The organism is Brevibacillus ginsengisoli (assembly GCF_050113715.1).
GTDB classification, from domain to species: domain Bacteria; phylum Bacillota; class Bacilli; order Brevibacillales; family Brevibacillaceae; genus Brevibacillus_H; species Brevibacillus_H ginsengisoli.
The window spans coordinates 1-18,790 of record NZ_JBNJQR010000011.1; the positions used below are offsets into that span (position 1 = coordinate 1).

Annotated in this window: 25 protein-coding genes and 1 rRNA gene; 9 read left to right on the forward strand and 17 right to left on the reverse strand. The window is 46.0% G+C overall.

Translation table 11 applies throughout. The features are described 5' to 3' along the window. A 16S ribosomal RNA gene (locus ACQCN2_RS19905) occupies positions 1 to 71 on the reverse strand; the annotation flags it as partial. A gap of 367 nt (positions 72 to 438) precedes the next feature. On the opposite strand from ACQCN2_RS19905, the gene ACQCN2_RS19910 reads away from it, so the two are divergent. Further along, complete coding sequence (locus ACQCN2_RS19910) at positions 439 to 717, forward strand: hypothetical protein (RefSeq protein ID WP_426930704.1); 279 nt, start codon at positions 439 to 441, stop codon at positions 715 to 717. Between the two features lie 47 nt (positions 718 to 764). On the opposite strand, the gene ACQCN2_RS19915 is transcribed toward ACQCN2_RS19910, so the two are convergent. The 4 genes from ACQCN2_RS19915 to ACQCN2_RS19930 all read right to left on the reverse strand — a co-directional run bounded on the left by ACQCN2_RS19915 (position 765) and on the right by ACQCN2_RS19930 (position 4,233). After that, positions 765 to 1,544, reverse strand: a complete 780-nt coding sequence (locus ACQCN2_RS19915; protein ID WP_426930705.1) for a fumarylacetoacetate hydrolase family protein — start codon at positions 1,542 to 1,544, stop codon at positions 765 to 767. 29 nt (positions 1,545 to 1,573) lie between these two features. After that, positions 1,574 to 2,773 carry a tRNA uracil 4-sulfurtransferase ThiI gene (thiI, locus tag ACQCN2_RS19920; protein ID WP_426930706.1) on the reverse strand — a complete coding sequence of 400 codons (1,200 nt, stop codon included), beginning with the start codon at positions 2,771 to 2,773 and terminating at the stop codon, positions 1,574 to 1,576. Positions 2,774 to 2,787: 14 nt separating this feature from the next. Then, positions 2,788 to 3,933 carry a cysteine desulfurase family protein gene (locus ACQCN2_RS19925; RefSeq protein ID WP_426930707.1) on the reverse strand — a complete coding sequence of 382 codons (1,146 nt, stop codon included), beginning with the start codon at positions 3,931 to 3,933 and terminating at the stop codon, positions 2,788 to 2,790. Positions 3,934 to 4,035: 102 nt separating this feature from the next. Next, complete coding sequence (locus ACQCN2_RS19930) at positions 4,036 to 4,233, reverse strand: hypothetical protein (RefSeq protein WP_426930708.1); 198 nt, start codon at positions 4,231 to 4,233, stop codon at positions 4,036 to 4,038. Positions 4,234 to 4,421: 188 nt separating this feature from the next. Between ACQCN2_RS19930 and ACQCN2_RS19935 the strand changes: the two genes are divergently transcribed. Further along, complete coding sequence (locus tag ACQCN2_RS19935) at positions 4,422 to 4,565, forward strand: hypothetical protein (RefSeq protein ID WP_426930709.1); 144 nt, start codon at positions 4,422 to 4,424, stop codon at positions 4,563 to 4,565. Positions 4,566 to 4,702: 137 nt separating this feature from the next. Here ACQCN2_RS19935 and dapF read toward each other — a convergent pair whose 3' ends face one another. Continuing rightward, positions 4,703 to 5,572: a diaminopimelate epimerase gene (gene dapF, locus ACQCN2_RS19940; RefSeq protein ID WP_426930710.1), complete on the reverse strand. Its 870-nt coding sequence runs from the start codon at positions 5,570 to 5,572 to the stop codon at positions 4,703 to 4,705. 125 nt (positions 5,573 to 5,697) lie between these two features. Between dapF and ACQCN2_RS19945 the strand changes: the two genes are divergently transcribed. After that, the gene (locus ACQCN2_RS19945; protein WP_426930711.1) at positions 5,698 to 6,234 is read left to right on the forward strand and encodes an inosine/xanthosine triphosphatase; all 537 of its coding nucleotides are present in this window, start codon (positions 5,698 to 5,700) and stop codon (positions 6,232 to 6,234) included. A gap of 57 nt (positions 6,235 to 6,291) precedes the next feature. Here ACQCN2_RS19945 and ACQCN2_RS19950 read toward each other — a convergent pair whose 3' ends face one another. After that, positions 6,292 to 6,891, reverse strand: a complete 600-nt coding sequence (locus ACQCN2_RS19950) for a DUF456 domain-containing protein (RefSeq protein WP_426930712.1) — start codon at positions 6,889 to 6,891, stop codon at positions 6,292 to 6,294. 93 nt (positions 6,892 to 6,984) lie between these two features. On the opposite strand from ACQCN2_RS19950, the gene ACQCN2_RS19955 reads away from it, so the two are divergent. Further along, the gene (locus ACQCN2_RS19955) at positions 6,985 to 7,572 is read left to right on the forward strand and encodes a hypothetical protein (protein WP_426930713.1); all 588 of its coding nucleotides are present in this window, start codon (positions 6,985 to 6,987) and stop codon (positions 7,570 to 7,572) included. Between the two features lie 83 nt (positions 7,573 to 7,655). Here ACQCN2_RS19955 and ACQCN2_RS19960 read toward each other — a convergent pair whose 3' ends face one another. Further along, entirely contained in the window at positions 7,656 to 7,871 is a 216-nt protein-coding gene (locus ACQCN2_RS19960; RefSeq protein ID WP_426930714.1) for a DUF1540 domain-containing protein, read from the reverse strand. A 57-nt stretch (positions 7,872 to 7,928) separates the two neighbouring features. Next, positions 7,929 to 8,669 carry a beta-ketoacyl-ACP reductase gene (locus ACQCN2_RS19965; RefSeq protein WP_426930715.1) on the reverse strand — a complete coding sequence of 247 codons (741 nt, stop codon included), beginning with the start codon at positions 8,667 to 8,669 and terminating at the stop codon, positions 7,929 to 7,931. Positions 8,670 to 8,845: 176 nt separating this feature from the next. On the opposite strand from ACQCN2_RS19965, the gene ACQCN2_RS19970 reads away from it, so the two are divergent. Continuing rightward, the gene (locus tag ACQCN2_RS19970) at positions 8,846 to 9,628 is read left to right on the forward strand and encodes an SDR family NAD(P)-dependent oxidoreductase (protein WP_426930716.1); all 783 of its coding nucleotides are present in this window, start codon (positions 8,846 to 8,848) and stop codon (positions 9,626 to 9,628) included. A 9-nt stretch (positions 9,629 to 9,637) separates the two neighbouring features. On the opposite strand, the gene ACQCN2_RS19975 is transcribed toward ACQCN2_RS19970, so the two are convergent. Together ACQCN2_RS19975 and ACQCN2_RS19980 are read right to left on the reverse strand one after the other, a co-directional pair. After that, on the reverse strand, positions 9,638 to 10,852 hold the full coding sequence (locus ACQCN2_RS19975; RefSeq protein WP_426930717.1) for an MFS transporter: 1,215 nt from the start codon (positions 10,850 to 10,852) through the stop codon (positions 9,638 to 9,640). A 157-nt stretch (positions 10,853 to 11,009) separates the two neighbouring features. Then, positions 11,010 to 11,921, reverse strand: a complete 912-nt coding sequence (locus ACQCN2_RS19980; RefSeq protein WP_426930906.1) for a DMT family transporter — start codon at positions 11,919 to 11,921, stop codon at positions 11,010 to 11,012. 200 nt (positions 11,922 to 12,121) lie between these two features. Between ACQCN2_RS19980 and ACQCN2_RS19985 the strand changes: the two genes are divergently transcribed. Together ACQCN2_RS19985 and ACQCN2_RS19990 are read left to right on the forward strand one after the other, a co-directional pair. After that, complete coding sequence (locus ACQCN2_RS19985; protein ID WP_426930718.1) at positions 12,122 to 12,814, forward strand: ArsR/SmtB family transcription factor; 693 nt, start codon at positions 12,122 to 12,124, stop codon at positions 12,812 to 12,814. Between the two features lie 7 nt (positions 12,815 to 12,821). After that, a complete protein-coding gene (locus ACQCN2_RS19990; protein WP_426930907.1) occupies positions 12,822 to 14,120 on the forward strand; it encodes an MFS transporter in 1,299 nt (432 codons plus the stop codon). Between the two features lie 77 nt (positions 14,121 to 14,197). Here the strand turns inward: ACQCN2_RS19990 and ACQCN2_RS19995 are convergent, their stop codons facing one another. The 6 genes from ACQCN2_RS19995 to ACQCN2_RS20020 all read right to left on the reverse strand — a co-directional run bounded on the left by ACQCN2_RS19995 (position 14,198) and on the right by ACQCN2_RS20020 (position 18,174). Continuing rightward, positions 14,198 to 14,860: a nitrous oxide reductase accessory protein NosL gene (locus tag ACQCN2_RS19995; RefSeq protein WP_426930719.1), complete on the reverse strand. Its 663-nt coding sequence runs from the start codon at positions 14,858 to 14,860 to the stop codon at positions 14,198 to 14,200. Between the two features lie 202 nt (positions 14,861 to 15,062). Beyond that, on the reverse strand, positions 15,063 to 15,833 hold the full coding sequence (gene codY / locus ACQCN2_RS20000; RefSeq protein WP_426930720.1) for a GTP-sensing pleiotropic transcriptional regulator CodY: 771 nt from the start codon (positions 15,831 to 15,833) through the stop codon (positions 15,063 to 15,065). Positions 15,834 to 15,990: 157 nt separating this feature from the next. Beyond that, positions 15,991 to 16,494 (reverse strand): Crp/Fnr family transcriptional regulator, encoded by a 504-nt coding sequence (locus ACQCN2_RS20005; protein WP_426930721.1) that lies wholly within the window; start codon positions 16,492 to 16,494, stop codon positions 15,991 to 15,993. 5 nt (positions 16,495 to 16,499) lie between these two features. Further along, positions 16,500 to 17,279, reverse strand: coding sequence for a sporulation protein (locus ACQCN2_RS20010; protein ID WP_426930722.1), 780 nt, complete (start codon positions 17,277 to 17,279; stop codon positions 16,500 to 16,502). A 95-nt stretch (positions 17,280 to 17,374) separates the two neighbouring features. Continuing rightward, positions 17,375 to 17,866, reverse strand: a complete 492-nt coding sequence (locus ACQCN2_RS20015; RefSeq protein ID WP_426930723.1) for a sporulation membrane protein YtrI — start codon at positions 17,864 to 17,866, stop codon at positions 17,375 to 17,377. Further along, the gene (locus tag ACQCN2_RS20020; RefSeq protein WP_426930724.1) at positions 17,863 to 18,174 is read right to left on the reverse strand and encodes a YtrH family sporulation protein; all 312 of its coding nucleotides are present in this window, start codon (positions 18,172 to 18,174) and stop codon (positions 17,863 to 17,865) included. Before ACQCN2_RS20020 ends, ACQCN2_RS20015 begins: the two co-directional genes overlap by 4 nt. Positions 18,175 to 18,335: 161 nt before the next feature. Here ACQCN2_RS20020 and ACQCN2_RS20025 point away from each other — a divergent pair, with 161 nt between their 5' ends. Next, entirely contained in the window at positions 18,336 to 18,485 is a 150-nt protein-coding gene (locus ACQCN2_RS20025) for a YfhD family protein (RefSeq protein WP_426930725.1), read from the forward strand. After that, positions 18,485 to 18,760, forward strand: coding sequence for a hypothetical protein (locus ACQCN2_RS20030; protein ID WP_426930726.1), 276 nt, complete (start codon positions 18,485 to 18,487; stop codon positions 18,758 to 18,760). Before ACQCN2_RS20025 ends, ACQCN2_RS20030 begins: the two co-directional genes overlap by 1 nt. Positions 18,761 to 18,790 lie beyond the last annotated feature (30 nt).

An 18,790-nucleotide genomic window follows, 5' to 3' on the forward strand; every position in this document is an offset into this window, starting at 1 on the left:
CCTCGCTCGACTTGCATGTATTAGGCACGCCGCCAGCGTTCGTCCTGAGCCAGGATCAAACTCTCCAATAAAGTTGAGTTGATTCTAAACTTCAAAACATTTTGCTTGGCTAGTGTTTGTTTCACTAAACGTTTATTGTTCAGTTTTCAAAGAGCATCTTCATTTACTTTTCAACAACTTTTCGTCAACCGTTTATCAGCGGCGACTCTTACTACTCTATCACATCAGAGTTGATTAAGCAAGAAGAAATTTTTGTTTTCTTTAAAAAAGACTCTCAAAATCTCTTTTTTCTTACATCCGCTCATAGCGACAAAAAGTAATATAACAAAAATCCTCTACAAGCGTCAATAGTTTATTCAAAATAAATCAGATGTAAAAAATGGATAAAAACTTAAACAAATCAGCAGAATAGAAATAAAGAATAAGGTGGTGAATTCCATGTGGTGGAGTAAGAACAAGCCAACCTACAAAAACAACTATAGCGAGTTGTCCACAGTTGAGTCTCAACGAAATGAAGTTTATTTTGAGGAGTTTCCTGAAGGGCCATATGGTGCTGCGACCAATGAAGAATTACTCGGTAAAGCAACAGGCTGGGAGGAGGGCCAATACTCGACAAATGTCCAGTTTGGCTATGAAAATCGGGCTTTGCATCAAGGTTTAGACCGGGGCGATCCTGCCTCACATCCGGCTAATGATCAACCAGAGATGCCTGAATAAACAAACGCCCCGCTTGCTTCCGGCCAATAAGCAAGCGGGGCGTTCTCCTATTCTTCTGCTACAACATGGTTTGTTAGTGTTCCAATATTCTCAATGGTTACCGAGATTTCATCGCCAGGCTGCAAAGGTCCTACGCCGCTTGGGGTGCCCGTAAGCACAACATCGCCAGGGAGTAGTGTCATGACAGCGGTAATCGCCTCAATGATTTGCGGAATCTTGACGATCATTTGATTGGTATTGGAGTCTTGACGAACCTCTCCATTAACCTTGGTCATGATGCGCAAGTTATTGTAATCGATCTTGGAGGCAATCACAGGTCCCAAAGGACAGAAGGTGTCGAAGCATTTGGCACGTCCCCATTGACCATCACTTTTTTGCAAATCGCGAGCCGTCACATCAATGGCGCAAGTAAATCCAAGAATGTAGTCTTCAGCGTCTGCCGCTTTCACTTTGCGCGCCTCTTTTTTAATGATGACAGCAAGCTCTCCTTCATAGTGAAGGTTTTGCGTCAGCTTCGGATAGACGATGGCTTCCCCTGGTCCGATCATCGCTGTGGAAGGCTTCAGGAAAATGAGCGGGTCTTTGGGTACCTGTTTATTCATTTCGTTTGCGTGGTCTTGGTAATTGACCCCGATGCAGACGATTTTGGAAGGAGTGCAGGGTGAAAGCACCTTCACTTCATTCAATGGGACTTCTAGTCCTGTCATGATGGTGCCTTTTCCTTCTTCTCGCTTATAAATATCTCCCTCAATAACCCGAACCTTGTTTTCCGCTTCAACCAACCAGCCATGCTTCACCTTGCCATTGCGTTCATAGCGAATAATCATGAACCATCTCTCCCATTCAGCTTATATATCTAGAATAAATCTACAATCGCTTCACGAGGTTTCGTCGTAATTACTTCTACTTCTGTACGCTCCACCGCATCCTGTACCAAAGCTTCAACGTCAAGAGCTTGCTCAAATTTTTCAGCCAGGTGCGGTTTGGGACGGGTAACCGGATTTTTGGGCGTGAAAATCGTACAGCAATCTTCAAACGGCAAAATGGACAACTCAAACGTATCAATCTTTCTGGATATTTGTGTAATCTCGGTTTTGTCCATCCCAATCAGCGGACGTAAAATTGGAATTTGCACGACACTGTTGATCGTATTCATGCTCTCCAACGTCTGGGAAGCGACCTGACCCAAGCTTTCGCCTGTGGAAAGCGCCAATGCTCCTGCTTTCTTGGCTACACTTTCAGCGATCCGCATCATGAAGCGGCGCATGATCGTAATCGTGTAATCCTCCGGGCAATGCTGGCGAATCTGCGTTTGAATCTCCGTAAAAGGAACAACGTGCAAATTAATCGTCCCGCCGAATTTCGTCAGCTTATGCGCCAGGTCACGCACCTTGTCCAGTGCGCGCTCGCTTGTAAACGGATAACTATGAAAATGAATCGCCTCAAGCGTAGCGCCCCGCTTCATCATCATCCATCCAGCAACTGGACTATCAATACCTCCGGAGAGCAATAGCAAAACCTTACCGCTGACGCCAACTGGAAGACCACCAACTCCTTCAAAGGTTTGGCAGCTTAAAAAGGTTCCTTCTGAGCGGATCTCCACATTCACGACCACTTCAGGATTGTGCAGATCCACTTTAATTCCTTCTACATTTCGCAGGATGTGTCCGCCAACCATACGACTTACTTCCATCGACTTCATTGGATAACGCTTGTCCGCGCGTCGGCTCTCCACACGGAACGTACGCGGTTGAGTCGGCAGGGATTTCACCATCTCCAAAGCCGTAGCGTTAATCAAATCAGGGTCTCCCTCAATTCGTTTGGTTGGGCTCATGGAGGTAATACCGAACACTTTTTGCAGTCGATCAATCACTTCATGCGCGTTTTCACCGTGTAGCTCCACATACATGCGGCCATAGGTGCGGCGTACTTTAATTTTATAAAACGAGCGAAGAACCGATTTGACACTGCGAGTCAACGTCTCTTCGAACTGGTCTCGGTTTTTTCCTTTTAACGCAAGCTCGCCGTAGCGAATCAAAATCACATCGTAATTCATTAGAAGTCCATCCTTTACACTTTCATATATGGCCGCAGCTGGTTCACGCTTTGGGCAAGCGCAGCCAAAAATTGATCGATCTCTTCCAGCTTGTTTTCGCGGCTGAGACTGACCCGAATTGACGCTAGCGCCCTCTCTTTATTCATTCCGGTCGCCATTAACACACGGCTGGGTTCGTTGGCTTTGGAGGAACAGGCAGATCGAGTAGAGACAAGGAAGCCCTTATCTTCCAGTGAATGAATCAATACTTCAGGTTTGACGCCTAAGATCGAGAAGTTCACGATGTGTGGAGCCGCTCCCGTTTCTGGCGTATTGATGAGGCAATTGGGTATTTGAGCCAAACCTTCCTTTAAACGTTGACTCATTTTGCTTAATTGGGGAGTATCGACAATTTGATTCTCCGCCACAAGTCGCATCGCCTTGGCCATTCCAGCAATTCCAGGCACATTCTGGGTACCTGACCGCATTCCACTCTCTTGCCCACCGCCGATAAGTAATGGCTGAAGGGTAATTCCTTCCCTTTTGACCAAAAGCCCAGTTCCTCGTGGACCGTGAAACTTGTGGGCAGACAAGCTGAGAAGATCGATTCCCCATTCGCGAATGGCAAGCGGTACCTTCCCGAAGCTTTGCACAGCGTCAACATGGAAAAAGAGTTTGGGATGCTGCTGCAGGAGCTTCCCGATTTGTTGAATCGGTTGAATGGTTCCCGTCTCGTTATTCACATGCATGATGGAGACGAGAATCGTATCGGGACGAATCGCTCGCTCAACATCTTCAGGTGAGACTCTTCCGTCCTCATTAACGGGTAAAAATGTCGTCTCAAATCCGAAATCCTCCAACTGCTTGCAAACACTGTAAACAGCCGGATGCTCCACTTGAGACGTAATAATATGCTTGCCTCTTCCTTGATATTGAAAAGCAATTCCTTTGATCGCCAAATTATTGCTCTCGGTACCGCCAGAAGTAAAAATAATCTCGCTTGGCTTTACATGAAGCGATTGTGCGGCCAAGGATCGCGCTTGTTTCAACACATTTTCTGCCTCGACACCTTTATGATGAAGGGATGAAGGGTTGCCATAGTATTGCTGCATGGCCTTCGTCATCACATCAACAACCTGCGGATGAGGTTTGGTTGTGGCGCTGTTATCCAGGTAGATCACAGAAGACACCTTCCTCTTGTAAAAACTACCTTTCATCATACCTGATTATCACTGAAATGTTCTACTTCAATTTGTACTTTATTCTGCCCTAACGTTATTTCCCTACACGCCTGGTCTTCTTTTCAAGTGGCATTGGTTCTTGAGCCGATTCTTAAGAATTGCCTCAAGCTCCTGAATAGTCGCGTAGTGTGCAATTTCTTTTGTCGGGAAGGAAAGACCTGTCTTGACGTGTATAACCGAGTCGGATTTCACTTGAAAACCAAACTTGTTTATTAGCTTCAGTTGTTCAGTCGTCAGCATGTTTCGCCTCCTTCAGCTCCATTTTCCTCTAAATTGTGTCAAAAAACATTAGTAAAAATGATTTAATCGATAAAATTTTGAAAAGCAAACGCTTACATCAAAAACCCATCTTTACGCCGGTTGGTCAACTTGTTAGAATAGTCTACAAATTCAGATATATTAAGAAAATATCAAAGGGGAGAAATTGTATGAGTATGGTAGAGGAGCAAATCAAGCGAGTAGAAGATGAATTGAATAAGTTGAAAACAGAACTGGATAAGATGCGCCGACAGACGAATGAATTTGAACGGACGGATACGGATGTCTTTTTGACGGAGGTTTACAACTTCTAAATGATTAACATTCATGGTTTATCCAAGCAGCGCTCAGCTTGTCGTACCTGATGTACGAAGCTGGGTGCTATTTTTTTGTATTTATAAATAAAAGAAGCCTCCGACTCAAGGCTTCCTTGTTCCAATTCTTCGGTATCTTAATGAGTTGATAACATTGGAATCTCTAATGAATAGACGCCGCTGCATACTTCCACCGCAGGGCCCGTCATATATACCCGATTGTTCTCTTCCCGCCATTCAATTTGCAGGTCGCCTCCAAGCAGATGGACTGTTACCTTTCTATCAGTGTCCCCTTTTAGTATGGCGGCTACCGCTGCCGCGCATGCTCCCGTTCCACAAGCTAAGGTAACACCGGATCCTCGTTCCCACACGCGAAAAAGGATCTCCTGACGATTGAGGATTTGGATAAATTCCACGTTCGTGCGCTCTGGAAAGCTTTCGTGAAATTCAATTAACGGCCCGTATTTCACGACTTCCTCTTCATCAATCTGGTCCACAAATAAAATGGCGTGCGGATTGCCCATGGAAACAGCCGTCATGGTATAGGTACGATCCTTTACCGTAAAAGGCTGACCTATCACCGTTTCCTTGGCCTCTCCAGTCATCGGTATCTGTTCTCGAGTAAGTCTCGGCTCGCCCATATCAATCGTCACCTGAGCGGCTTTTCCATCATGGCCCACTTCCACTACTGGTGTAACGATTCCCCCCAGCGTTTCAACAGTAAAGCTTTGTACTTGGATTAAGCCGTGGTCAAATACATATTTGCTCACGCAACGAAGCCCGTTGCCGCAATTGCGAGCCTCGCTGCCATCATTATTAAATACACGCATTCTGAAGTCAGCCGTGTCAGACGGCATAATCAGGATCAGACCGTCCCCGCCAATTCCAAAATGACGATCGCTCACTCGTCTAGCCAACTCTGGAAGGTCTACACCCTCTAAAGGCTCTTCAAAACAATTAACATACACGTAATCATTGCCTAAACCATGCATCTTCGTAAATTTCATTCGTAGACCTCCCCATTCTTTGCCCTCATCATATCATACACCCCCTGTCAGTAAAATGACGTTCCTTTTAGGGAAATATGGTAGAGTAGAATAGGTGAAGACCATCGGAATAGGAGGCTAGCAACATGAACTTGCCACCGCTCATATTAGGAACCACCAATCAAGCGAAACATGCTGCTGTCATACTCGCAACAGGAACAGAGCCTCTTGGTGTCAAGGTTTCCTCTGGAGTATCAGATCAGCCGTTAAGCGAACACGAAACCATTCAGGGAGCCATTAACCGGGCCAAAAACGCATGGGAAGCCTCCCCAAGGCCAACCTATAGAATTGGTCTTGGACTTGAGGGTGGACTACATTACGACGGCATGTATACACAGCAATGGTATTTGTTCTCCGTTTGTGCGGCATGGGATGGAACACGCCTGACGATTGGGAAAGGCTTGTATTTTCCCATACCGAACCAAATCGGTGAACGCGTTCAGCAAGAAGGAATCGAGCTCAAGACTGTAATTGACGAGCTAAGCGGAACAACGAATAACAATCATAAAGAGGGGGCGTATGGACTTTTCACTGCGGGACAAGTAACAAGAGCGAACGTCTTTCGTGACGCGGTGATTGCGGCCCTCACTCCTTTTACTTCTCCCCTATATAATCTGAAATGATCATGACGAAAAAAGCCTCTCCACAATTAAGGAGAGGCTAGCCTGCTTACAAGCCCATCATCGGGCTATGAAATACGGGTAGACAATCAACGCACCCAGAATCGCGATCGCACCCACAATCATCGCCCAGGTACCAAGCGTTGTCGCGTTGCGTCGCATGGCCAGATACCCTAAAACAATCCCAATGGGAGCTAACAGATACGGTAGCATGAATAAGGAAAGCAACGACAGACCGAGACCGACCATTCCTAATCCGCCCGCTGCGTCTCCCCTTGCCTGGTTAGGACCTGTCACAGGAGATTTGGATTCGTTCCGACGTGTATCCATTCTCGGCAAGGCTCCCGCTTCCGCACCCATCTCGTATTTGGTTAAATTGCTGATATCATTGCTTCGATTGGCATTGTTCTGGGAATTGTTTGCTTGTGTGGCAGGCAAATCGGTGTGGGACCATGTGGCTTGTGGCCCGAGGTATTCGTCTGTTTTCTTACCTGGATTATGCATCATGTTTGTGTTTGATCGGGAAGCGTCTGGATTCATGACTGCCCCCATCCAGGTATCCGCTCCGAACTCCGTATCGTCCAGATAGCTCTGGAAGGGCTGCGGAGTGGTCACTTCCTTCTTGTCAGCATTCAGTTGCGCGTTTTTTTCATCCGCCATGATATGCTCAACCCCTTTTCCATAAAGGATTTTGTTGAAGGAAGTAGCCTTATTGTCTCATGAAGGTGTACAATTTAAACTGGAGGCGAGAGGATGAACTCATATAAAAACCTAACGATTGGCATTGATATTGACGGAACAGTAACGGATCCGGGCAGTATATTGCCTTTTATGAATGAAGCGTTTGGCAAAAATTTAACGTTGGCCGATTGCATCGAATATAATCTGGCCACTGTTTACAACATTCCGGAAGAGGTTTTCGAAAAATGGTTGGACGAGCAGGGTGAACATCTGTATCGCTGTGCCACCCTTCATGACGTAGCCGATCAAATTTTAAAACAATGGCATCAAGCCCATCGTTTGGTTTACATCAGTGCGCGAGACGAGAAGCATTTGCCTGTAACTTATGAGTGGCTGGAACGTTTTGAGATTCCTTATCATTCCGTCAATTGCATCGGTTCCCACGATAAATTATCTTCGGCCAAAAAATGGGGCGTAGACGTTTTTCTTGAAGATCGCAAAGAAAACGCTGTTCAACTGGCCGAGGAGCTTCAGATCCCTGTTTTTCTATTCGACACTCCCTACAATCAAGGAACGCTTCCTTCTTTGGTGAAACGGATAAACACCTGGAAAGAGGGAAATATTCTGCTTAATCAGCTTGCCATGCAAACCACCTTCTAAATTCCACCAGATACTCGATGGTTGGCGTAATAAAAAGCAAAGACGCATCTCGTCCGTCGAGATACGTCTTTTTTGGTTGTTGATTACGCGTTCTTCGCTTTGAAGGTGTGACAACAGGTATGGGCAGCAGAACTTGCGGTATCGTGATGTTTGCTGTCATACCCATACTCATCCGCAAATTCGGTGTTGTACTTCGTTTTCGAGTGCTTGTCAATCTCTACCATGATCATATCGGCCTGGCAGTTATTGCCTTGACCCCAATAAGAACAATTCGATACGCTGCACTTCACTTGTGGCATATTGGTTCACCCCCTGACCCTATGGTAACCAGCAAGGGAGTCCTTATACCCAACGTTTTATAGTGACAATCCGCCATCGATGCTCAAAACCGCTCCATTCACGTATCGGCCAGCATCTGATGCCAAATAAAGATACGCGTTGGCAACATCAAGCGGGTCTCCCAGCTTTCGGAGCGGGACACGCTCTTCCATCATGTTGAGAATTTTTTCTGGTACCGCTTTGGTCATCGGAGTAGCGATAAAGCCAGGCGCTACAGCATTGCAGGTAATCCCTTTAGGCCCCAACTCTTTCGCCCATGTCTTGGTCATGGCTATGATTCCGCCTTTGGTTGCGGCGTAGTTGGTCTGACCAAAGTTGCCGTGAATCCCCACAATCGATGAGGTGCTGATAATTCGCCCGCTTCCCCGCTCAATCATATGCGGGACGACGAGTTGAGTACAGGTAAATACGCCTGTCAAGTTGATGGCAATCACCCGATCCCATTGCTCTTCTTTCATCTTGGTTAAGGTGGCGTCCGCTGTGATCCCCGCATTATTGATCAACACATCGATGTGACCATACGCCACCAGAACAGATTGAACCATCCTCTCTACACTTGAACGGTTACTTACATCCACCTGCTCAAATCTCGCTTGCCCACCTTGCCCAATAATCTTTGCAACCGTCTCCTTGCCAGTGGCTTCCTGATAATCGGCAACAACCACCTGTGCTCCTTCTTCCGCAAAAAGCAGGGAAGTCGTTCGACCAATTCCGCTTGCCCCACCGGTGATGATGACTACTCGATCCTTTAATCGCATGTTGTTCCCTCCTTATTTCATCGATTTCATACGAGCTATTCCTTATCTATCGGATGATTTAATCGAAAGAACTTCGATAAAAACTTTTCATATGTTACGATTGGTTTACTCATTATCTGTATGGTAGTTACATCTTAGTTACAAAAAAAGTAAAATCAGAAAGCGTGTGGAGCAATTTGTCTGACTTGGAACGAATCATTATCATTACAGGCGGTTCGGGTGGGCTCGGGTTCGCTTTAGCGAAGCTTTACCTTGCCTCGGGTGACACCGTGATCATAACCGGACGCAATGAAGAGAAGCTAAAAGCGGTCCAACAGAAATTAGGCGCTCCTTCCCACCTGCACACCTATGTCCTCGACGTTTCGGACAATGAACAGGTTAGACGGTTTGCGGCTTGGGTCAGGGTTCACTTTGAACGGTGCGATCTGCTTTATAACAATGCGGGTTCAGCTGTCTTCAAGCCGTTTATGGAGATGAGCGTAGATGAAATCAAAGAAACCTTAACGGCTAATTTAGACGGGGTCATTTATATGACGCGCGCCTTTTTACCCATGATGATTGAAGCGAATCGCGGGCAAATCGTCAATATTGCTTCGCTCGCGGGCCAAGTAGCTTCTGCCAAAGCTTCTGTCTATGCGGCGAGCAAGGCAGCCGTCATCCGTTTTAGTGAAGGACTTCGCAACGAGCTGTACCAAACTGGTGTCCAGATCACCTGTGTCCTGCCCGGACCGATTGATACCACATTCCTGGATCTTGCCGATACCACTGGTACCTACCGTTCCAAAGTTGGTCGCTTTTTGTTAAAACCAGATAATGCCGCTCGGATCATTCGACGCGCAGTCGAGACGAAAAAGGACGAAATCGCCTTGCCAGGACGACTGCATCTTCTCTCCATTATTCACCAGTTGCTTCCCGCTTCAATCAAACGCCTGCTCGCCCCCCTTATTAACCGCAAGTGATTAGCTGAGCTACCTGAGCTTCTGAAGCGGCTGAAGCGCGAGTAAACCAACAATGAGGCAAGCCAATGAAGAAACGAGCAATAAATTCATCACCCCAAGAAATTGAATCAGTTGCCCGGAGAGGAAAGCGCCAAGCGGCATTCCGACTCCTGTGATCGTTCGAGCTGAGGTAAGCACCCGCCCCAACAGATGATCAGGTGTCCCTTTTTGCAAGTACGAGAGGTACAACACATTGTATGGAGCAAAAGCCACTCCGGCAACAAACATAGAGACAACACCCACATGAAAGCTCGGCCAAATCGCCAACGGCAGAGTAGTTAACCCCCATAAGAGAATGATGACGGCAAGGCTCGTCCCAATTGGGTATTTCCAAGTCTTAACGGAGAACCACAGCGAGCCGCATAAGGCCCCGAGAGCCAAGGCTGTCCATAAAAAACCAAGAAGTGTCGCACTCCCTTCCAACTGCTCCTTAGCGAAAAACGGCAAGGCAACTTCTACTGGCCCATACGCCATGTTGAAAAATAGCGTGATTATCAGCAGCACGATCAAAATCGGGCGTTTTCCTATGTAGTGGTATCCAGTCACCAGGTCTTGCCACATGCTTTGGGTTGGGCGTTGATTGGGATTAGTCTGTTGGGTATTGACAGTTGCAATCCCCTTCATCTTATAAAAGCAAATGGCACAAAGGAAAAAACTGATCGCGTCTAAAAGCAGAACGATCACCTCGCCAAAATAACCAATCATCATCCCAGCCAACGCGGGTCCAACCAAATAAACCAGCTGCCATTGGCTTTGCATCAAAGAATTCGCTTTGGTTAACTGCTCTTTATCCTGTACAAACGAAGGAAGAATCGTTTGAGCCCCCGCCGAACTAATGGGTGCCAGCATCCCCAGAACAGCAACCAACACAATCACGATCCATGCCGGAGGATGAAGGATCATCACTAACGCAATAATTGCTAGCAACAAACTCCCCCGAATCAAATTATCCGCAATAACAAGAATCCGTCGATTCCACCTGTCCAACAAGACACCAATAAAGAGCCCTGCAATTACACCCGGAAATAAATAAGCCATGACCATACTCCCAACGATTGCAGGTGAATGAGTCTCTCGCATCATCAACCACGTTAATCCCATCCATCCCATTTGATCGCCCAGCGCAGAGAGAATCAGTCCACTCCAATACCATCGGAAAGAAGGAATTCTCCAGATTGAGTTCATGATTTAACCCTCCTTATGAAATGAAAAGATTCACGTAGAATATTTTAACACTTTTTCAATTATTTTGTATGATAAATTTAGAAAATTAAATAAAAAAGACCCATTCCATTATTGGAGGGTCCAAGTAAACTTTTTTGGTTTCGCAGGAAAAGAATGTCTACCGAGTTTCCGTTCCCAGATGTTGTGAGCGTCGGTTTGAGGGCTTTCGTCCAGCCACAAATACTCCACTTAAAATAAGCACCAGTCCCGCAAGCAACGTCCAGTGAATCGTTTCGTGCAGGATGAGGAATCCCCATAGGATCGCAGTCCCCGGCACGAGGTAGGTAACCATCGAGGCAAACTCCGGACTTCCCGCTTGAATGAGATGATAGAACAAGATGTAGGCGACTCCTGAGCCAAGTACGCCAAGCCCCAGCAAGGCTAACCAAACCGTACTATCTGTGGCAAACGGAACGAACGATATATGCTCATAGCTAAAAGCGACAATCCCGCTTCCCACCGAACAGACGAGCAGCGTTCCTAAAGCGGACTGAAACATCGTGAGACCAACCAGGTACTTCTTGCTTACCTGTGAAGAAATCCCGTAACAAAGCGTAGCGACGAGCATGGCAATAAAACCAACCATGTCAACGGAAACGATCCGGGCCGGATTAATATCTAGCAGGACAAGAATACCAGCAAAGCCTGTGATCATCCCCAACCACTGATTGCGATTGGCCTTGACAGAAAAGAATAACACCCCAATAATCATCGTCCATAAGGGAGTGGTTGCATTCAATACGGAAGCCATGCTGCTTGTTACTCTCGTCTCGCTAAAGGCGATGAGGGACCAGGGAATGGCGGTGTTGAACAAGCCTACAATCAGCATAGGTTTCCACGGGATTCGTTTGAAATGAAAGTTTTGTTTCATGAAGAACATGATGGTCAGAATGGTCAAGACTCCGAACCCGGATCGAAGAAAAGCGATGGACCACGGGCCAAAGTGACTCAAGAGAACTTTAATAAAAAAGAAGGAACCACCCCAAATTAAACTTAACAATCCCAAAGCTAGATACATACCTCGCGGCAAGGTAATCCCTACTTTCTTCTCCATTTCACAGGTCTTGAGGACCCAAGTTTGTTTATTGTATCACGTTTTTGGAATTGATTGAAAAATCAGCTTGTGTAAACGCTCTTTCAAGTGTTACAATACGTTCAAGAATATTTGAACGTTAATTAACACGTGAACGTTTTATCTTTTTAGTAGGTCTTACGAAACTGGAGGATTCGATGAAAAAATACTTCGTTATAGAGACACCAGAACAATTGAAAGCCCTCAGCGATCCATTGCGAATCCAGATCATCGTCATGCTGATTAAAGAGGAGCTAACCGGAAAACAAATCGGAGAGCTGCTGGGGCACTCTGCCTCTCGTATCCATTATCATTTAAAGGAATTGGAGGCGCATGGCTTTGTCAGCGTCAATCGCACGGAGGAAAAGAATGGAATTATCCAGAAATTCTATCGCGCAACCGCTCTTGACTTTGTCGTCAGCGAAGAGCTCCTCCCCCATATTCAGGAGGATACGATGGTTGGGCAAGAAATTATCATCAATCATCTTCGGCAGTCCACCTCGCGTGTGTATAAAGCTCCCGAGGAGTCCTTTCGATTGTTTGCCAATCAGGAAGCGAAGCCACCTCTTCTTTCAGTGGCAGGAGAATTCAAACTCCCACGCCCCGTCATCCATGAATGGCTCAAGAAATACGAGGAATTACGACAGGAGTTAAACCAACTGGAAAAAGAATATGCCAACAAGATTGCATCACAGGAAGCAGAAGATCTAAACGAGATATTTTATATGCTGAACATCGGATTTATGACGAATGAGCAGTTGTTTATCTCTGATGATCAGATTCTGCCGGAAGAGTACGAGAAGGTCACTCCTATAGTGGTCAAGAAACGCACGCGAGAAAAGAAAGGATGAATAGGTGATGCAATTGCAAGCGAATGTCGCGGAAGTACCTGTCTGGAGAAATCGGAATTTTATCAGTTTGTGGCTGGGAACCGTTTGTTCGGCTGTCGGTGATTCTTCTATTTATATTTTGTTATCGTGGTTCATTGTCGATGTTACCGGATCTGAAGCGGTCCTCGGCACCGCATTGCTCTGTATGTCCCTGCCCCGGCTGGTTTTCATGCTGTTTGGCGGGGTGATAGCGGACCGGTTTAATCGCAAACTGGTTCTCGGTCTCTCCTTGATGGCGAGGGCCATTGTCATTGGCTTGTTCAGTCTCTTTCTCTTAGCTGGTGAGAATGAATGGCTTGCTCCCGCTATTTATGTGATGTCCGTGGCATTCGGGATAGTCGACTCGTTCTTCTGGCCTGCTCGAAGTTCTATTGTTCCTCAAGTAATTCCCAAAGAGCGTCTGTCCACCGCCAACAGTATCATGGAAACCTCCCAGCAGGTAAGCAATATCATTGGTCCGCTGTTTGCTTCCCTGTTGCTTTACTCCAAAAACTATCCGCTCATGTTTGCTACCATTGCCGCCGTGTTTCTTCTGAGCGTAATTGCCATCCTCTCGTTACGTATCACTCACATCTCTGATGAAAGACCGAATCAATCAGCCGCCTCCTCCATAGTTCACGACACGTTGGAAGGAATTCGCTACGTTAAACCCATTCGCTCAATTGTGATTATTCTGTTCATTTCTTTGTTTTTTAACGTGACGTTTATGGGGCCGCTGTCCATTGGTCTTCCTATGCTGATTAAACAAATGAGCTGGGACGGAACTTTTTTTGGATACTTACAAGGAGCGATCGGTGTAGGGGCGATCATTGGAGCGCTCATCACAGGGCTTTCGAAAGGATTCCGCGGTTACTACAATCCAATTATTCCATTGTTCGCAGGTCTAATTGGAATGGCGATGGTCGGGGTTAGCTTCATGTCGAGTCTCCCCTATGGATTAGGGGCCATGCTCATGATTGGCATATGCTTAAGTATCATCAACATCCCGATTTTCACCTATATTCAAACCATTGTAGAGGATCGCATGCTTGGACGTGTCATGTCTTTACTCACCCTGATGTCTTCAGGATTAGGGCCAGTCAGTTACGCGATGTCCGCCTTCCTCTTGCAGCAGCACCTAGCGACACCTGATCTGTTGATTATGGGCGGAGGTATTTGCATGGCGATGATGGGCTTTTCTACCATCTTGTTGAAGGATCTTCGCCAGATGGAACAGCATCCGGCTTGGAGACAAGTACACGCCAAAACCAATCAGGAAGCATCGTAAACCACAAATCAATCTTTACAACCTACAAAATAAAATAAACGGGCTCTCCCCTCAGGGATGGGCCCGTTTTTAACTCATTAATGTTTTGGCGTAGGCGCTTGTGGCTGTTGCATATTCGTTGGCATGTTGTTCATTGGCATCTTCATTTTGCCATTCATTTTTGCTTTGTAGCGCTCTTGGGCTTTTGTATCCAGATCTTTCCAGGATGAAAGAGCAGCGTGCTGTGCCTTATTTTCTTTGATAAATTTGGCTGCCGATGCTTTATCTTTGAAGACGGCATAGCCGTAGTGCATCGGTGTTTTTATTTCACTGGAGACAAGGGTTGCCTTGGAAGCCAAGAACCACTCTTTCGTATAATAATCACGCACCCAAATGGCTTTAACGGGTTTGGTTTGCGTATGTTTATAATTCATCATACATCCCAGATCGTCAAAAAATAAGTTCTTCCCATCCGCTGTAACTACCTGAGCAATAAATTGTCCCATCTCATGACCTTTGCCGTAAACTTCCATTTTGCAAAGACCACATTCTTCTTTTACAGCCGGTTCGGTTGGCGACAGTTGTTGTACCGCTTGGTTATTGGTCGGCAGTGGTTTAGCCGCCGGTTGTGAAACAGGAGTTGATGGAGATTTAGCTGACCCTGCGGCTTCCACTAACAAGCCGCTCCCCCCGATCAGACTGATACTGACAAGTCCCGCTACCATCATTTTAGACCAATTAAGTGCTTTTCCCGAATACATGTAAGATCCTCCTTAGATTCCGGTGTTCAACTCCGCTTTGTCAAATCTAGTATAAAATCCCAGTACTCAAAGCGCATGACTCAACCTAGCTATCTTTCAACCAAAAAAATCAACAAATTCGTGAACAACGGACAAAAAACACCTCCGTTCACAAAAAAACAGAGGTGTTTCGCAGGTCGATTATGCAGGTAAGACTATTCGATTACGATGTCTTCCATTTCGCCAATTCGGTTTGGAATTTATCGTTTAAAACTTTAATATATGTACCTTTCATCCCGAGTGAGCGAGATTCCAACACACCTGCACTCGCTAGTTTGCGCAATGCGTTGACGATGACCGAACGAGTTAGTCCAGCTTGGTCCGCAAGTTGACTCGCCACCAATAACCCTTCTTTGGAATCGAGTTGCTCCATGATTTTTTCAATGGCAATCTGTTCGCTGTAAGACAAGGAAGAGAGCGCAATTTTAGCAAAAGTTTTCTCGCGCACTTCACTTTCAATTTCTTCTGTACGGTGACGAACGATTTTCATTCCGATTACGGTTGCGCCAATCTCAGACAAGATCAGGTCTTCTGTATCAAAGACTCCGAAAGCGCGCAGGAGTACCAAGGTACCCAGACGGCCACCACCCGCGATAATCGGCACAATAGTCGTCATCATGTGCGGGAACAAGCCTGTCCACTCAGATGCCAGCATACTGTAGGCACTATCGGTACCGACGTTCGCCAGAGATGAATTCACTTCCAACAGCTTGTAGGTGTAATCCTTTGGCAGGATACTTTTGCTTTCGTCCTGCAGACTGAATTCTTGAGAGTACCCACTACCGAGAATGATGCCGTCCGAGGTGATGATGTACACGTTACTCGCAACCACTTCAGATAAAAGCTTGGCGATTTCCTGATAGCTAACTCCGCTGCCTCCCATGGTCTTTTGCAACATCGTATTAATTCTTCTTGTTTTTTCTAATAGATTCATTTGGAAAATTCCTCCTCTTTACTTTCATGCTCACAGTATTGTCAGAAAAATGCCGTCATATACATGGGGGAGAAAAGTTTAATCACTTTGCCTCTGTATAGCAATTAAACTTTCCAATAAAAAAAGAACAGCTTGCCAACACATGGCAACTGTTCTTTTATACGTGCTTCATTTCTTTTAATAGCCGATTCACGGTTTCACGACGAACTCCGATCAGTTGTCCGATCTCTTCTTGGGTCAACAGCTCGCGAATCGGGGTTCTGCCGAAATTCCCCTGGAACCATTCATACAATAACTGTAGTCGTTCTCTTGGGGTTACGGCTGTTAATTGATCAATTCGCTGCTGCATAGTACGAAGCTTGCTCTGCAACAACAAGGCGACATCCCGGTATTGTTCGGGGTTCTTCTCCAACGTTTTGTACCATTGATCTGCGGGAATGACTTCGATTTCACTGGTCATTACAGCGATGGCCGTTCCGTGATAATCCTTTGGGGTAAGCAATGAGTGATGGGGAAAGACTTCTCCAGGAAGTAGAAGATTAAACAGAAACATCGATCCGTCTTCCTGTATGCGTGTAACCTTGCACAACCCACTGCGCAATTTATAGAGGGGGCCGGTATCACCCTGGCGGAAAAGCACCTCTCCCTTATGTAGAATCATTCGTCTCACCTCTTGACTGATACGCGGATCATTTCGTCGATGTACTCCGCTAATTGGGTTCGTGGACGCTTCAGCTCTGCCTCGGTTACGTGAAATCGCAAATAACGTTCATCCATGTTAAACGCTTCTTCCCTTGCTACCAAAAAACCGCGCGCCCTCTTATCCAACTCTATATACACATCCAACTCAGCATCCTTCAGGAAGAACACAACCTCCAATTCCTCCAAGCGACTGCGATACTCACCAGTCGGACGAAACTCGAACTCTTGCACAAACGGAAAATTGCGTCCCAGAAGACGATTGTACTCACAATCCACCTTAAACAGCTGGAATCCAATGTCCCCAATGGCGCCTAAAACATGTTCCATAAGCGGATGCGGAAGCACCTGAATGAAATCAGAGTCTCCAGGATCGATGGCATTCTTAATATCCAGTCCAGTCCGTATATACACAGGTTGTCTGCCCATCGTTAACGGCGTTTCATAGGGAAGCGGGAACGAGAATGTCAGGACCTTCTCCTCTTTTGGCTTCAGTTTGAATTTGGTCGACAGCAACTGCTTGGCCAGAATGCACTCTTCTTTTCCTTTTTTGTTATCATGCTCGCGCTCGTAGTGAGTAATCACATACATATATATATCGTCGATTTCTTGTTCGATTTCTCCGCCTTCCATATGCACTTCTCCAGTGATCATCTCCCCTGGAATTAACCGATCATTGTGCAACCTTGCGTCTACCTTGGCGGAGCCTACTCCGACACTTGCTAGAATCTTTTTAAAAAATGACATGAAACTCTCTCCTTACGAGCATTTTCATCTTCACGAGGTTCGTAATCACTTCTTTTGTCTATTACGATCTGTAGTTGTTTGTGGTTTCAGTCTGCTCATACATCTACTTTGATTTTAACCGTTACATATAAAAGAATAACACGGGATACAATCGCTGTCTTCAGCCTCACTTCGGCAATTCTTCCTTCCACCACATATTCCCTTCGATACAGCATCTCATGCAACAGCGGATGGAGCAGTTCCCCTACTACTTGATCTACCTTTTTTCCCTTCAACGAGGCGAGATCCTTTTCAATTAAACGAGCGACTGTAGTTTGGGTAAAAGGATCAGGCTTGGGGTCCACAATCACTACCTGAATTCCTTCTATGATCACATCATTACGTTTCTTCGCTACGCGCTGGGATTGATTTAATTTGTCAATGACTTCTTGCTGTCGTTCGATTCGCAACTCCAAATTTCTTTTAATCAGCATTAAATGCTCCATTTCTCGTCCATATAACAGGAGAAAAATCCCGATTCCCAACAGAACGCCCAGCACAAATAAGACCGTATACCGTTTCAAATGCGTACGCTTGGCTTCTTTCATGGTTTAACCTGAGTCAACCAATGAATCGTGATCGTTCCCGCATGAGCGCCGACAAACGCTGTCAAAATCAAAATCAGTTGATTTAACACAGGGGTAAGGTTGCCAAGAAAAATTTTTTCTATCTGTAAAAACGAATCAAATGTTCCACCCAAGGCACCAACCAGACCCCATATCTTTAACTGATTCGATAATTCCAGCATGGTCACCAACGGAGGTCGATGCGTAAGAAACGAACCGATTCCGCCACTGATCGAACCCCCGATGACAATTCCATAGGCCACAAAAAATGTGAGCATAACCTGTACCATTTTTGAAGCACTCCTCACCAAATCTATGCTTATCTCTACGCTGGTGAAGGACAAATTATGTTTCCGCTTTAGACAACCACTATTTGCCGGACAATAAACAGATCAAACCATCACACATTAGAAGGAGGATACAGTATTTCATTTGAAAAGGGGTGTTTCTCATGGCCAAAACAGGAAAAATCGCGGATAAAAACGTACCAATTGGCAAAAGCGAGGACGTTCAATATCAATCAAGCCTGGCGGACGCTGATGATATCGAAGCTCAAAAACGGGCGGATGCTGCTGACAGCCGACAGGAAATGACGCATTAATGGCTATTGACCGAAGGACGGATTCATCGATACGGCAGTTTGAACTTTCCGATCTTGAGAAACTCCATTTGGCGTTGGATATGGCGCAACGTTTTATCCGTGGAGAAGGCTACCATGGAGACAAGCCACAGATTTTGCTGCAGGATTTTGACAGGATGCTCGAAAAGATCAGAGACCTGCGGCATGAAGCAACCGAAGAGCTGGAGCAATTCCATCACCTGATTGATACTTCAGTGCAGGATGCGGACCACGGCAAACAGAATCCCTCTATTTAAAAAAGAAAAGGCGACCAGACAACCGGTCGC

Coding starts and splice junctions, on each gene's coding strand:
- ACQCN2_RS19965 (WP_426930715.1), bottom strand. CDS start 8,669: ATGCGATTAAAGGATCGAGTAGTCATCATCACCGGTGGGGCAAGCGGA.
- ACQCN2_RS19975 (WP_426930717.1), bottom strand. CDS start 10,852: ATGAACTCAATCTGGAGAATTCCTTCTTTCCGATGGTATTGGAGTGGA.
- ACQCN2_RS19985 (WP_426930718.1), top strand. CDS start 12,122: ATGAAAAAATACTTCGTTATAGAGACACCAGAACAATTGAAAGCCCTC.
- ACQCN2_RS20010 (WP_426930722.1), bottom strand. CDS start 17,279: ATGTCATTTTTTAAAAAGATTCTAGCAAGTGTCGGAGTAGGCTCCGCC.
- ACQCN2_RS20005 (WP_426930721.1), bottom strand. CDS start 16,494: ATGATTCTACATAAGGGAGAGGTGCTTTTCCGCCAGGGTGATACCGGC.
- ACQCN2_RS19955 (WP_426930713.1), top strand. CDS start 6,985: ATGAACTCATATAAAAACCTAACGATTGGCATTGATATTGACGGAACA.
- ACQCN2_RS20015 (WP_426930723.1), bottom strand. CDS start 17,866: ATGAAAGAAGCCAAGCGTACGCATTTGAAACGGTATACGGTCTTATTT.
- ACQCN2_RS19995 (WP_426930719.1), bottom strand. CDS start 14,860: ATGTATTCGGGAAAAGCACTTAATTGGTCTAAAATGATGGTAGCGGGA.
- ACQCN2_RS19915 (WP_426930705.1), bottom strand. CDS start 1,544: ATGATTATTCGCTATGAACGCAATGGCAAGGTGAAGCATGGCTGGTTG.
- ACQCN2_RS19945 (WP_426930711.1), top strand. CDS start 5,698: ATGAACTTGCCACCGCTCATATTAGGAACCACCAATCAAGCGAAACAT.
- dapF (WP_426930710.1), bottom strand. CDS start 5,572: ATGAAATTTACGAAGATGCATGGTTTAGGCAATGATTACGTGTATGTT.
- codY (WP_426930720.1), bottom strand. CDS start 15,833: ATGAATCTATTAGAAAAAACAAGAAGAATTAATACGATGTTGCAAAAG.
- ACQCN2_RS19990 (WP_426930907.1), top strand. CDS start 12,822: ATGCAATTGCAAGCGAATGTCGCGGAAGTACCTGTCTGGAGAAATCGG.
- ACQCN2_RS19960 (WP_426930714.1), bottom strand. CDS start 7,871: ATGCCACAAGTGAAGTGCAGCGTATCGAATTGTTCTTATTGGGGTCAA.
- ACQCN2_RS20025 (WP_426930725.1), top strand. CDS start 18,336: ATGGCCAAAACAGGAAAAATCGCGGATAAAAACGTACCAATTGGCAAA.
- ACQCN2_RS19950 (WP_426930712.1), bottom strand. CDS start 6,891: ATGGCGGATGAAAAAAACGCGCAACTGAATGCTGACAAGAAGGAAGTG.
- ACQCN2_RS19935 (WP_426930709.1), top strand. CDS start 4,422: ATGAGTATGGTAGAGGAGCAAATCAAGCGAGTAGAAGATGAATTGAAT.
- thiI (WP_426930706.1), bottom strand. CDS start 2,773: ATGAATTACGATGTGATTTTGATTCGCTACGGCGAGCTTGCGTTAAAA.
- ACQCN2_RS19910 (WP_426930704.1), top strand. CDS start 439: ATGTGGTGGAGTAAGAACAAGCCAACCTACAAAAACAACTATAGCGAG.
- ACQCN2_RS19930 (WP_426930708.1), bottom strand. CDS start 4,233: ATGCTGACGACTGAACAACTGAAGCTAATAAACAAGTTTGGTTTTCAA.
- ACQCN2_RS20030 (WP_426930726.1), top strand. CDS start 18,485: ATGGCTATTGACCGAAGGACGGATTCATCGATACGGCAGTTTGAACTT.
- ACQCN2_RS20020 (WP_426930724.1), bottom strand. CDS start 18,174: ATGGTACAGGTTATGCTCACATTTTTTGTGGCCTATGGAATTGTCATC.